Below are 13,807 nucleotides of genomic sequence, written 5' to 3'. Positions count from 1 at the left end.
CGACCTGCTTAGGGGTTTATAAAGGGGATTTGAAGCCATAGCTTCATGGTGAATTTATTGCCTGCAGCAAGCCATTCGTGCAGGTACTTCTGTGACACGCCGCAAGTACGCTCCCTGTAGGCTCTACCGTGACATCCCTGTCACGGAAGGTCACAGACGTACCTACACCAAGTTTTCCATCTCTTCGATTTGGCAACTTTGGGTTCTCATTGGAAAATCAAAAGCCAAATCATATTTGGACAAAAGCCCGTTAGGCTTACCACTCTATAATTTGGCTTTCGAATAAAAATTTCTGTGGGATAACGTCCAGCATAGGGGCGTAATGGGTTCCTTGCTGCTTGTTATGCTAGATTGGCCAAACACAGTTTTCTGACAACTCTGGTAAAAATATTGATGCTTCTTCATATGATATATATCTATCAAATGGTTTAGCTGCTTCAATATTATTCTTGTAAAAAGCCAGAGGAGAAATCAAAACTGTCTCAAAATCATCGTAATCACCAAATTTGTCGTCATTTAACCAGGAATTTGCCCTCATTTTATACATATCCGGCTGATGTAATGTGAAATGCCCACCAGCTAGTTTATTTTCGATATGAAATGCAAACCTCTTTCCAGTAGTGCCTTCTAGGACAACCAATACGTCAGTTTCTGAATCGCGTGTAATTTGCTCAGTTGCTCCAGTGTTTGGATCACTAATTTCGAATGTGAACCTACCCCATGGATGATCCGACCTAGACCATACACATTTCGCATCTATACCACGGAATTTAGTTTTTGAAAGGAACCACTCAACAAACGCATCAGATTCATTGAATGCTTCTTCAATAAGCGGATCTATCTGTTTTTCCGTCAACATTTTAGAACCTATCTATAAATTTAGAATTCAGGGCGAATTTCTTGTTTTGCATAACGCCTTGTTAAGGTGTGAGCAACGCAATTCCATAGCTGCCGCATACCGCCTTAAACACTAAACACAACGCATAGTATAAATGCCACGCGTTGCGAATCACTCTTAAACAGTTTGTTATACAACAAAATCAACGATTTCAAGCTTACCAAATATGTCGTGTTTTGCTTCTTTAAGCTCAAGGTGAGACAACGCACTATTTTCATTAACTAGCCTCATTATCAATAGCTTGTGTTCCTGCGCCATTCCATAACCGAAAATGATTGTCTTGAATGCATCAAAAGGTATTCGTTTTAGGTTTACCTCGGAATATTCATGAAAGAAGTGAGACACTTGTTCTGGTAGTTGAAAGCCAAAATCTGGTTGTACCGTTTTGCCAATTTTCTCTTCACAATACATTAAAGGGCAGACGATTCTAGATTCCTCTTCATACGCCCACTGCTGATCTTTCGAATACAGCAACCTATCTGAGAACTCGACAACATTAATACCTTTACTCAAAAGAGATTGCAGCACCCCTATTGAGCTTCTGAAACTATCCGGTTGAAAATGCTCAATTGGCGCACCATTTATTCGCATCATTCCTTTGTAATAGGTAAGCGAAGCTCTTTGCTCTGGTGTATAAGTAACATCTTTGGGTTTAAGTTGATCGAAAAATGAATGTTGTTCATCAAAGGTAACAGCTAAGCCTTTCCCCTCACTTGCGTAATGAGTCCACATAAGCTCTTTCGTAGCTGATTTAGATAGAGAAAAAACACCAAGCTGACAACTGAGCGCTTCAACTAGAAATAAGTTAAGTTTTTGAGCTACTTTGATTAAATTTTCTTTGTCATACTCTTCAATAGATTGGAAGCCCTCCCGTCTCAACATATGAGGGAACTGCTCGCCATACCTAACACCTGCGGGTTTAAGGAAAAAATTTTCTAGTTCCTCATTCGATGGTACGTAAGATAAATCCACCTCCATTTTGGAGTGCTCTTTTCGTGCCCACGCATAATCAGCAGGTGAAAACTCATTAAAATACGGCGATAGTCTTGCCTCACTACCCTTGTCGTTTAGATACTTAGGTAGAGTCATACGAAATAAACCGTTTGAGATGAACTCAACTCTAGGTAACCATTCTTTACTCTCTTGATCAAAGTCTAAACCATAATATTTTACGAGCACACAATTTACCTTTGTTGTATAACAGCTTATTAGTGCGCATGCGCGTTCATCTCATTAGAACAGTAAAAACACGCATAGTTAACTCATTGTATTGCATAGAAGTTATCACCCTTACTTCGAATACACCACCCGGGAAAACGCGCATGCGCGTTTTCCAAACCTGCCACCTACTTAACTAAAAGTGTAAGTGATTGATTTTGATCGCTTTGCTTTCATATCAATCGGGAAGCTCGCACGGATTGCGACTTAAAATCATCCAAAAGTCACATCATTTAAATACGACTGTATGCCACTTCAGTTTCTACTACTTGTGGTGAATCGCTACAAACAAGACTTAGATGAGAAATTGTAGGGCAGTAAGTTTGCGATTTACTGGCTAACCACCAATTCATTTCAGGTCAGAAACAAACCAGCTTTTGATTCTCCAGATGTACTCAATACCGTCAAATCGAAGAGACGTTGGATACCGAGTGTAGATACGCCGGTGAGCTTCCGAAACAGGGATGTTTCGGCAGAGCCTAAAGGGACTTATTCACGGCGTCTCACAGGCGTATCTGCACATCCCTCGCCGGGTAGGCGATAGATAGCAATGAAGGTTCGACCTTCAGAAATCCATCAAAGAGCAGTTCCGCCAGAAGCAACAATCCAAAAAAACCATCATCATGTTAAGGGTAACCTGCCCCTCCAGATAAGAATCGAAGGAGGACTCCACCTCCTAAACCCTATCCCTTTGAGGATTCAATTTGGCAGTCAACACATGATCCTGCCACTCTCCTGCAATCTTGAGATAAGACTTGGCATAGCCTTCACGCTCGAAGCCTAGTGAGGCCAGCAGCCGGGCACTCTTTTCATTGTTAGGCATGTAGTTGGCCATCACGCGGTTCAGCCCCACCTCATCGAAGACGAAGTCGAGTAGCGCCCGCAGCGCCTCGCTCATGTAACCCTGTCCCTGGTAGCGCTCGGCGACCGAATAGCCGAGGTTTGCCGCCTTGAATACCCCCATCACCAGGTTGGTGATATTACACAGCCCTATGATCTCAGTCTGCTCTGGGTTAAGAATGGCGAATCTGAATGCGAGTCCCGCCTTATACAGACGGGTATTCTCGGCCACGACAGATTGGGCATGGGCAAGCGTGAAGAAATCGTCGCGGCGTTCAGGCTCCCAGGGGGCCAGATGTTCACGGTTTTCAAGATAGTATCGCAGCAGCATCTGGGCTTCATGGCCTTCCAGGAGGCGGATGCGGGTGCGCTCGGTAGTTAATTCTGTCGTCATGGGAGAGTCTTACTCAAAGAGGGAAACACTAAAGCCTAGTGTGATTAAGCGATGCTCGCCTGCATCTTTAACCAGAAGCTTTCCTGACAGGCGTTGTGGAAAGTCTTTCGACAGGGGGTTATCGAGTACTGCGCGCTATCGATCACTTCATAGCTTATCCAGCACTCTTCGCACAGCAGCTCGCTCGGGGCATTGTCACGCTCGACCCGGTGGCGGATCACCACGCCGTTATCGAAGCGATAACTCGTCTCTTCTTCATTGCTCTGCACACCATCATCGCAATAACGATTTGTTTTAGTGAGCTTATCTATGATGGCCACATCACTCGCTTGATGATGGATAGCCTTGATGTAGGTAAACAGCGTATTCATGATGTCCTTATGCGAAACGAGGGACGCAATCCTTAGCAAGAAGAGATAAGGGTTACCACCCAACCCCATTCTAAAGCCCACCAGCATACTCCTCTAACCCCCCTTTGCAAGCACAACACCCACAAACCTGCACACCGCTTCCCCTCTACCGAAACCAGTAAAACTTAATCCGCAACGGCAACAAAAACCGCTAAATCGAAGAGACGATGGATACCTTGTGTAAACACACTTTTGGCCCTCGGCGGCATGGCCAAAAATGTTCCATACATTTTTTGGCATTCCCAACATCCATGTAGGTCAGTACCGCCGTGGAGCGTATAGGGATATATTCACAGCGAGCCAAAAGAGTGCTTGCACATCCCTCGCCGGGCAGGCGTTAGATAGCTATGAAGGTTCGCCCAACAAATCATCTCCCCAATAACCGTTAGGCTAGCCACCAAACCAAATGCCCAGCCTTCATTCCAAGGCTACTCATGCCCCCCATGGAGTAGGCGGCAAGGCAACCGGCTTGGTCAGATCAAACTCCACCTTAAAGTCGCGATTCTCTCGGGTAAGGCGATAGATAAACTGGCTGTCTGTGATCCCCATGTGCCACACATTGGTGACCGATTGGGTCAGTCCATTTTGTTTGAAGTTGTCAATAGAGTAGGCATCGACCGGGAAGGATTGCAGCTCGGCGCTGCCGCCATCTTGGGTGTCGCCGCCATACATGGTGACCTTGTCTTCGCTACCATCTTGATGTCTGTGGTCATGCTTGAGGCGCAGCCCTGTCTCTGTCTTGGTGATAACCCAGGTGCGGGAGTGATCCTCACCCACATGAAACGGCACCTTGAGCTCGCTGTCGCTACACTCGCGCACATGCATCACCAGACGCTTGCCAGAGAAAGCCGAGTCGGCGCTGTTGCCCGCCGTCACCTTGCCCTCGAAGGCCTGGCCGCAATGGGCGGCAATCGCATCGAAAAATTGACTCTGCTCGGTCGTGGTCGCCATGGCTGGCGTGGCTAACAGTAGGGCGGCGCTAACACCAAGTGATTTGGCGCTAAGGGATAGTGATAAGGATAGTGATAGGGATTTAGTCATCTTCTTTTTATGCTCCATCAAGTTGAGCCTTCACACTAGCACGAACAGATAAATTGAAGCTGAATAAAAAAAGCCCCCGAAGCCGAGGCAACGGGGGAAAGGTTTACAGGATAACTATGTTTAGAAAAGCTATGGTTAAAACTATGCTTGGTTAATGATTCGAATCAGGCTTTCTCCACCCGCACCGGAATGCCGTGACGACAGTTGGCTCCGGTCCAGTAATCGTTGAGCATACTGGCGGCGCCGTTACGGGTCGGATCCGCCGGGATCATCTGGTTCACCGCCGTGCCGCCGGCGCGACTGGCGATCCCCGCTAACTTCTCGCCGTTGATGATGCGATCGTCACCGCCGAAGCCCTCGCTATGACCAAAGCCGTGGGAGACACAGACAGCCCCCTTGGCGACCCCCACATCTGTCTGCAGGGTGCCGACACAGGGCTTGCCGTTGGCGGTCACTATGCGCACCTGGTCGCCATCCTTCAGCCCCTGGGCCTTGGCGGTATCTGTGTGCATATAGACGAAGTTGGTGGGACTGATCTCACCGATCCGCTTGAAGGCCACCGCATAGTTAGAGCGCACCGTCGCCTTGTAGCTGGAGAACAGCAGCGGATATTCGCTCTGGGGCCAATGACTCTCCCAGGTGTCACCATTCCAGAACTTATGCTCCTGCAGGGTCGGCGTACCTGGGTAGAATTCACCCGAGTAAGCATGACGCAGCTGCGCCACCTCCTGATGATAGATCTGCAGGCACTTAGGCCCGGCGCCCTTGATGAAGTCGCCGTCATAACGATCATCCTCCAGGTAGTAGCCACCGCGTGACAGCAGGGCCTCGACCTTGGCGGCCTCGTCGGCGGTAAGTCTTGGCTTGAGCGGCTTCATGGCGTAATCCAACCCGGCCCAGAGACGATCTTCCTCGGTCACCTTAGGCAGCTGTTCACACTGCGCCGCCACGTTGGCCAGGTATCTGGCGTGCCAATCCTCGAAGGTTAACAGGTCGACCTTGCGGCCATCGCTGGTCGCCAGGGCACCCTTACCGAAGCCAGGCAAGTCGAGTTTGAGGGCGATATCGATCAGCAACTGCTCCATGCAGATATGCTCACCCGCCTCATTTTTCTCGGTTCTCGGAGTCACCACAGGCGATGCCGCCACCACGCCCAGTTTATGGGCGCCCCACATGCGATCCGCCGCATACTCTTCAAGCATGGAACGGTCCGGGATCAGGTAGTCGGCATAGCGGTTGGTCTCGTTCATGTGACAGTCGATCCCCACCACCAGCGGCAAGCGCTTAGGATCGGCGATGCTGGCCACCACCTCCTGACTTATAGACGCCGCGCTGTAGAGGAAGTTGTTGCGCCAGTTGAACAACACCTTGGCGCTGTAGGGGTCTCCGTTGGCATGGCTGGTCCACTGCTCGGCCGCATTCATGGCGGGCAGCACCTCGTGCCAAGGGGTACTGGCGGGATAAGGGTTCTTGCCCTGATCCACTTTGAGACGATATTCGGTCGAGGCCTCGTAGGCGCCATCACGACAGGCGTTGACGATACCGTCCAGCGACACGCCACCTTCTATGTTGGCCAGATCATACAGACCTTCCATGCCGCCGATAGGGCCATTGCCATAGATGGCGCCGCCCTTGGCATCGTGGGAACCCGCCAGGGTATTAAGTGTCGCCCAGATCCAGCCCATTACGAAACCATCAGATGAGTTAGTGCCGCCGTTGCCTGCCACACAGGCCTTTCGGCCATAGTGCGCCAGGTCTTTCGCCACCTGACGCATCTCTTTGATCGCGATGCCGCTGCGCTTGGCGTACTCCTCCATGCTGGTGCGCTGGGCCTCGGCCCGCAGCAGATAGAGAGACGACATCAGAGTCACCTTACGACCATGGCTGTCGGTGAGACCTTTGCTGACAAACAGCTCGGCCTTGTCGCCTGACTCCGCCGACGCTAAGGTCTGAGTGCCCACCTTGATGATCAGCGCCTCGTCGCCACCCAGACCAAAATCTTTCGCCTTGGCAAACTTGCGATACTCTGGGTGCTTAGGATCCATCACCACCAGGTGACCTGAGTTGGTGTAGTTAAGTTCACCCGCGGCCTCAGCCGCCTTCTGGCTCGGATTTTCCAAGTGCGCCTTGTTAAACCACTGCTCCTCGAGCATGGTGCGGATCACCCCAAAGGAGAATGCCGCATCCTGACCGGGTTTGACCGCCAGCCAGGTGGCATTGGTATCGGCGGCGACCGTGGTACGCAGCAGAGGATCGACACACACATATTTAAAGCCACGGTCCACACGACTGTTGGCAAGACCTCGACCAACACGGTTCAGGCTGACACCCGAGGAACCTGGGCTGGTGCCCATAAACAGGCCATACTCGACGTTTTCCCAGTCGACATCGTTGAGCCATTCTTCGAATCCGGCCGCCATCCCCAGGCTATAACCCGTTGCCTGGGCGGCGCCGCAGTAGGCGTGTTTAGTCCCCAGGTTAACCGTGCCCCATGACTGCATCATGAAGCGAGAATAGAAGCTTCCGCGCAAATAATCTTCTGCGCAGAAGGTGGCAAACAGCTGATTCGCTTTACTGCCAAATTCGCTATGGCCCGGCTTCACCTCTTGATCCAGCTGGCGAATGGCGCGCAGGCCATCGACATGACCTTCGCCGAAGAGATCGCCCCCCTCGATGATCTCGGCAAGTGCCTGTTCATAGCTGATGGTGACCCACTCGCCACCGCCGCGTTTGCCCGCGCGTTTCAGCACCCGAGTCACCCGGCGCTCATCGTCCACCGAATCGACACAGCTTGCTCCCTTGGCACAGGTGGTGGCGCGATTCTTCAGCCCCGCCTCGCCCGCCAGGGCGATAAAGCTCTGCTTCACCTCGGTGCTCAGCGGCAGTGGCGAGCCAGAGTTGTTCTCACAATAGGGGTTGCCCCCTACCTTCAAGACTCTGTCTGTCTTCTCATCCACTCGCACCCTGAGGCCGCAGATGTTGTAACAGCTAAAGCAGCGGGAATAGACGGTGCGCACCCCCTCTGTCTTTTGCCATTTGCCCTCGCCATCGAAGCCCCCTTCGGCCGCTACGGGATGACCGAAGCGTGAAATGTCCTGGGTCTTCTTAGGCTCACTCTCGGCATCGACTCGACTGCATGCGGCACCTGTGATGGTCGCTGCAGATACCAGACCGGCTTGAGTTAAAAACTTACGTCTATCCATCTTTGACTCCTAGCGCTGCCAATCGAGGTAATTGAGATTCAAAATGGCTTGATCATCGGTCGATGTCGGCAAGCCAATGTAGAAGATGTTTGGCGAGGTGCCAGCCTCGGACAGCATGGCGTAGACCTTGTTGTCCCGCACCAGCTTAGAAACCTGGCTGTCGGGATCGTTGAGGTCGCCAAAGGTACGGGCGCCACCGATACAGGTCTCGACGCAGGCAGGCAACAGCCCCTGAGTGACGCGGTGAATACAGAAGTTACATTTCTCGGGCGGGTTATCCAGGCTCTCATCTTTGCGGCGCGCGCCATAAGGACAGGCATCGACACACAGCTGGCAGTGAATGCACTCTTCGTGGTCGATCACCACTATGCCATCTTCCTTACGCTTGTAGGTTGCCTCCACAGGACAGACTTGAGTGCAGACAGGATTATCACACTGGTTACATTGGTTCGGCACCGCAAGGGTGGCGATGCGCTCACCCAAGCTTAGACTAGCCTGATTGACGCGGGTACGGCATCGACCCGCATCAGTTTGATTTTCAACGGAACATGAAACGGTACAAGAGAGACAGCCGGTACAACGTCTGACGTCAAACACCATGGCATAGCGTTTTCCAAGGGTTTTCGCTTGTAGCGTGCTGGCGGGCACCAATGAGAGCAGAGCTCCACCTGCCGCCATTTTTAATATCGAGCGCCGATCTAACATAACGAGATCCTTAACTATGTTTTTCTAAAATAAAAACATGACTTCTGGAAGGTTTCTTATTATTTAAAATACACACGCAATAATAAAACTTGCAACAGACAATAAAGCTATAAACTGAAAACTAAATAGAGATCACGATTCAAATAAAAATATAAATTCGATGAAATTATTTATAGATAGCGGGTATAATAGAAGCGATAAAAAGACGAACATCTCATATTAAAAATAAATTTAATTTTGATGAAATAAAATCGAAAGTTCACAAATCGAACAGTTATCCCGCCTAAACAGGAGCTTAGGCTCACCCTAGAGATAGCAAGGCCTAGCCTATAGCCCGCCTACAAGTTGTTCGTTCGTACCAGTTAGCCTGAAAGATATATAAAGCCTGCAAATTTTAAATATCGCATTTTGCAAAATGCAGATATTAAAACATGAGAAGTAATGCAAACTTTAAATAATGGCCATATTAAAAGTGTGACTTTCAACACTGAACGTGTGTAGATATATATAGATGATAATAACTCAATATATTTACCCAGTTCACAACCATGAATAAGATTGACCAACTTAATTACAATCAATTAAAAGTGTTCATCGCCGTCTATGAACACGGGCAGAGTCATCAGGCTGCCAATGAACTGGGTATTACGCCTTCAGGTGTGAGCCGCACCCTAAAGATCTTAAGAGACATATTTAAAGACTCACTCTTTATTCGTCGCTGTTCCGGTTTCGTCGCGACGGAGAAGACCCACCAACTGATCCCTATGGCCAGAGAATTGGTGGCCCACTATCAAAAGCTCGAGATGCAGCACTCGGTATTTACCCCGGCTGAATCGGGCGGCCAATATGTTATTCACGCCTACGATGAGTTCATCTACCCAGTACAACAGGTGATCCGCAACGAGATCCTCACCGAGGCGCCCAACATGAAGTTTGATGTCAGGGTGCTGACCCATGACTGCAGCAGCGATCTCGCCAATGGCGATGTCGACTTCGTGGTGGTCTATGAAGGCTTCAACGGTAAGAACCTCAACGCCGAGATGTTTTCCGCCACCGACAATCTCTACATCCTGGCGCGCAGCGGCCATCCGATCCTCAAGCAGGAACTCACCCTGGACAACATCACCCAATATGCCTGCCTTGAGATAGACAACTATGACGACCTGAGCTGCCCACTGCTGGTAAACCTCTGCCGCGAAGAGGAGCTGTGCATGGAGGTCGACGGCTATACCGACAGCGTGGCCACCGCCATGCGCCTGCTGAGCGAGTCTGACGCCATAACCTTAGTTTGCAACGAATTTACCCGCCAGTTCGTCGACATGTTGCCCGCTGTGCAGTGGGTCAAGCTGCCCGAAGAGCTGGCCAAGCGTTGCCGTATTCGTCGCCGGGAAAACCGCGAGATAGGCAATTACCTCTTATATGGCAACGTCAATCAGTCGGCCGCCTTCAACTGGGTGAAGTCTAAGCTCATCTGCGGCCTGGAAAGCGCCTGGCGCAGGGCGGCAGAACGCTGACAAGGATTTTGATGGTGAGACCGACAAGCTACCAGAGGCACTCTTGCATACCCCTTTCGCAGCTGGTCTTGCCATCTTTTTAAATCGAAAAACGATAACAAAACAGGTATGCAGCGAGTCTTTGACTCACAAACATTTGAGCAATGTCTGTAAAAAGCGTCTTAAGACGCATCAAGATGGGGAACACTTATGAAAATGAACAGACGCACCTTCTTGCAAGGTGTCGGAGCCAGCTCCGTCGTCGGCTCGCTATCCGGTCTTATGCCCGGCATAGCCAGTGCCGGCGAAAAAGGCGGCGCGCCCGACAAACTCTTGAAACGCCAAGGAGAAATTAAGTACCACACCTGCCAACGTAACTGCGCCGACCGCTGTCTGTTGAAGTTCACGGTACAAAACGGCCGCATGACCTACGTGGAAGGTGCTTCAGAGCTGAAGAAGATGGGCACCTCTCCCTGCGTGAAGGGCCATGCCTATGTGCAATACACCTATGCCGCCGACCGTATCCTGCACCCGATGGAGCGCGCGGGCAAGAAGGGCGAAGGCAAATGGCGCCGCATCTCCTGGGATGAGGCCTATGACAAAATAGCCAGCCGTCTGCAGCAGATCATCAAAGATCACGGCGCCGACTCTATCCTGCCCTACAGCTACTCGGGCCACGAAGGGGTTATCGGTAAATACGGCGGACCTAGCCGCTTCTTCAACGCCGTAGGTGCCCGCAAGCTCGACCGTAAGGTGTGTGTGTTCGCCGCCTATGAAGGCTTGAAGTCGGTAACTGGTACCTACCAGGGCCCGGATCCATACGACAACATCTACACCAACTGCTACATCTCTTGGGGCCAAAACGAGACGGCCACCAACGTGCACGGCATCAAGTTCATCAACCAGGCCCGTGACCGAGGTGCCAAGCTGTTGGTGGTTAACCCAGTGCGCACCCCTATCGCCTCTCAGGCCGATATCTGGTTGCAGCCTAAGCCGAGTACCGACACCCACCTAGCGACAGGTATCATGAAGTACCTGGTAGAGCATGACCTAGCGGATCTCGAGTTCATCAAGGCCAACACCCTTGGCTATGACCAGCTGCTCGAGCGCCTGAACACCATGAGCTACGAAGAGATCGAGCGTGTCACCGGCGTGCCTAAGGCCAAGATGTTCGAATTCGCCCGCGTCTATGGCGAGTCAGAGCTGTCTGTACTGCGTCTGGGTTACGGTATGCAGCGTAACTACAACGGCGCCCGTATGTCTCGCGCCATCGCCATGATGCACGCGGTTGCCGGCCAGTACGGCAAGATAGGTAACGGCTTCATCTATGACAACACCCAGGCCGATGACAGCCTGAACTACAGCAAGGGCCGTGCGGATCATATCCACCCGAACCCAGACACAGTTGGCCACGTCAACATGACGGAGATCGCCAAGGCGCTCGACCCAGAGAATCCAATGGCCTATGGCAAGCCGATCAAACCGATTAAGGCGGTGATCAACTACAACGGTAACTTCGTCTCGGTTGCACCGGACTCGAATGCCTGTCGCCGCGGCGCGATGCGTGATGACCTCTTCCTGGTGGTTCACGACTTCCTGATGACAGACACCGCAGAGCTGGCCGATATTATCGTACCGGCAGCGACCCAGTTTGAGTTCCCAGACATGGGTACCGACTACAACTGCTATCACATGCAGACCTCTGAGAAGGTGATCGAGCCACTCGGCGAGTCGAAAGACAACTGGATCTTCTTCAAGGAGCTGGGCGCCCGCATGGGGCTAGACCGCTTCCCTGAGATGCGTGTGGACTATGAGCAGATCTTGCGTGACTTCCTCGACACTGAGGAACCCGCCTTCAGACACAACAACATCACCTATGAGCAGATCATTCGCGACAAGTTTGTCACCGTCTATGACCAACGCCCTTACTTCGGCGACGGCAAATATAAGACGCCAAGCGGCAAGATCGAATTCTACTCGGAGATGATGAAAGAAGCCGGCTACCACCCAGTGATCGACTTCGGCCTGCCGGAAGATGAGATGGTGAAGGAAGAGAAGACACTGCCGTTCCGTCTGCTGTCTCCTGCCATTCCGCAGCGTGCCAACAGCTCTTTCTACAACGTGAAGTACATTCGTAACTTCCCGGCCTACTTCGCCAAGATCAACGCCGAAGATGCCAAAGAGTTGGGCATTCAGAACAACGACAGGGTAAGGCTCAGCAACCAACGTGGTGAGGCCCACTTTATCGCTCAGGTTTCTACCCAGGTGGTCAGAGGAACAGTTATGGCGCCGAAGAATAACTGGCGTCGCATGGACCCACAGGGCAAAGACAGCTGTACCAACAACCTCACCACCGACACCTTGACCGATATGGGTGGATGCTCTGCGTATCATTCCACTCGCGTCGCGATTGCCAAAGCCTAAGGAGTAAACGATGTCGTTAAATAAGAAAGTGGGCTTTGTGTTCAGACAAGAGAACTGTGTCGGTTGCGGTGCCTGTACCGTTGCCTGCCAGATCCACAATGAACTGCCCGAGAACCATAGATTCCGTAAAGTCGATCGCTATGAAGTGAAGCGTGACGATGGCGCTATCGATGTCTGGTTGTCCCACTCATGCATGCACTGCGAAAACCCCGCTTGTCTCATGGTCTGCCCGGCGAAAGCCTACCATGTGCGCGATGACGGTATCGTGGTGCTGGACCGTGAGAAGTGTACCGGTTGTGGCCTGTGTGCCAGCGCCTGTCCTTACGCGGCCGTCAGCATCCGCGAGGACGACGGCAAGGCAGACAAGTGCAACATGTGTGTGGAGCTGCTGGACCGCGGCATGAAACCCGCGTGTGTGAGTGGCTGCCCGGTAGAGTGCCTGGATGTCGGCAATCTGCAAGAAGTGCTCAAGCGTCCATCGGCAAGCAAACAAGGCATAGGCTATGGCGATTGCATCACCAAACCTAACCTAGTGATCATTAAGGAACGCGCATAATGACAGCAGAATATGGCCCAACGGCAATGGCTTACCATGCCTTCAAATCTATGATGTTCGCGCCCTCGGATACTCAGGTTCTCGCAGGCTTAATCGCCTATCTGGAGCAGGAATCACCAGACAGTCCGCTACTCATAGAGGCACGCAAGTTCAGTGACGACGCATCCGAATTGGAGTTTGATTTTAATCGCATGTGTATCGGGCCATACAAGCTGTTAGTCGCCCCCTATGAATCGGTTTACCTCAGTGGCAATCATCAGATCTTCACCGAGGAAACCGTCAGGGTGGCCGAGTTCTACCAACAAATTGGTCTGGTCATCGACGATAGCTTCAACGAGCCGGCCGACTTTATCGGTAACGAACTCGAGTTCCTCTATTGCCTGCACGCCATGGCCGCCGAGCAACAAGCGCTGGAAAACAGCGAGCATGTTGAGGCGCTCAATGAACTCGCGGCGGAGTTTCTCCAAACCCATCTCGGGCGTTGGATAACCCCCTTCTGTGAGGGCATTGCCAAACATGCGAAACAGCCTTTCTGGCCGCTATTGGCTCACGAGCTACTGCAGTTTATCAATCAACAAATTCAAGCGGCGCCCAGCCTAGACGGCGCCGAATGATCGACGAGTCT

Annotated in this window: 11 protein-coding genes; 4 read left to right on the top strand and 7 right to left on the bottom strand. The window is 51.4% G+C overall.

Annotated features, from left to right (window positions below; genetic code table 11):
* Window positions 1-346 precede the first annotated feature (346 nt).
* From K0I63_RS01325 to K0I63_RS01290, 7 genes are all read right to left on the bottom strand, one after another.
* A complete protein-coding gene (locus tag K0I63_RS01325) occupies window positions 347-859 on the bottom strand; it encodes a hypothetical protein (protein WP_220082274.1) in 513 nt (170 codons plus the stop codon).
* A gap of 168 nt (window positions 860-1,027) precedes the next feature.
* Window positions 1,028-2,077: a DUF2971 domain-containing protein gene (locus tag K0I63_RS01315; RefSeq protein ID WP_220082272.1), complete on the bottom strand. Its 1,050-nt coding sequence runs from the start codon at window positions 2,075-2,077 to the stop codon at window positions 1,028-1,030.
* A gap of 715 nt (window positions 2,078-2,792) precedes the next feature.
* Window positions 2,793-3,350 carry a GNAT family N-acetyltransferase gene (locus K0I63_RS01310; RefSeq protein WP_220082271.1) on the bottom strand — a complete coding sequence of 186 codons (558 nt, stop codon included), beginning with the start codon at window positions 3,348-3,350 and terminating at the stop codon, window positions 2,793-2,795.
* A 44-nt stretch (window positions 3,351-3,394) separates the two neighbouring features.
* A complete protein-coding gene (locus K0I63_RS01305; protein ID WP_258406917.1) occupies window positions 3,395-3,721 on the bottom strand; it encodes a hypothetical protein in 327 nt (108 codons plus the stop codon).
* 471 nt (window positions 3,722-4,192) lie between these two features.
* Window positions 4,193-4,711, bottom strand: coding sequence for a hypothetical protein (locus K0I63_RS01300; protein ID WP_434086794.1), 519 nt, complete (start codon window positions 4,709-4,711; stop codon window positions 4,193-4,195).
* A gap of 254 nt (window positions 4,712-4,965) precedes the next feature.
* Window positions 4,966-8,004: a molybdopterin dinucleotide binding domain-containing protein gene (locus K0I63_RS01295; RefSeq protein WP_220082269.1), complete on the bottom strand. Its 3,039-nt coding sequence runs from the start codon at window positions 8,002-8,004 to the stop codon at window positions 4,966-4,968.
* Between the two features lie 9 nt (window positions 8,005-8,013).
* Complete coding sequence (locus K0I63_RS01290; protein ID WP_011864051.1) at window positions 8,014-8,709, bottom strand: 4Fe-4S dicluster domain-containing protein; 696 nt, start codon at window positions 8,707-8,709, stop codon at window positions 8,014-8,016.
* 548 nt (window positions 8,710-9,257) lie between these two features.
* On the opposite strand from K0I63_RS01290, the gene K0I63_RS01285 reads away from it, so the two are divergent.
* From K0I63_RS01285 to K0I63_RS01270, 4 genes are all read left to right on the top strand, one after another.
* Window positions 9,258-10,223, top strand: a complete 966-nt coding sequence (locus tag K0I63_RS01285; protein ID WP_220079635.1) for a LysR family transcriptional regulator — start codon at window positions 9,258-9,260, stop codon at window positions 10,221-10,223.
* Window positions 10,224-10,412: 189 nt separating this feature from the next.
* Window positions 10,413-12,626: a molybdopterin-dependent oxidoreductase gene (locus K0I63_RS01280; protein ID WP_220082268.1), complete on the top strand. Its 2,214-nt coding sequence runs from the start codon at window positions 10,413-10,415 to the stop codon at window positions 12,624-12,626.
* Between the two features lie 10 nt (window positions 12,627-12,636).
* A complete protein-coding gene (locus K0I63_RS01275) occupies window positions 12,637-13,182 on the top strand; it encodes a 4Fe-4S dicluster domain-containing protein (RefSeq protein WP_011864048.1) in 546 nt (181 codons plus the stop codon).
* Window positions 13,182-13,796: a TorD/DmsD family molecular chaperone gene (locus tag K0I63_RS01270; RefSeq protein WP_220082267.1), complete on the top strand. Its 615-nt coding sequence runs from the start codon at window positions 13,182-13,184 to the stop codon at window positions 13,794-13,796. Before K0I63_RS01275 ends, K0I63_RS01270 begins: the two co-directional genes overlap by 1 nt.
* Window positions 13,797-13,807: the final 11 nt, after the last annotated feature.

Origin of the sequence: Shewanella rhizosphaerae (assembly GCF_019457655.1) — a bacterium.
GTDB classification, from domain to species: domain Bacteria; phylum Pseudomonadota; class Gammaproteobacteria; order Enterobacterales; family Shewanellaceae; genus Shewanella; species Shewanella loihica.
This window is presented reverse-complemented; position numbering and strand designations above follow the sequence as displayed.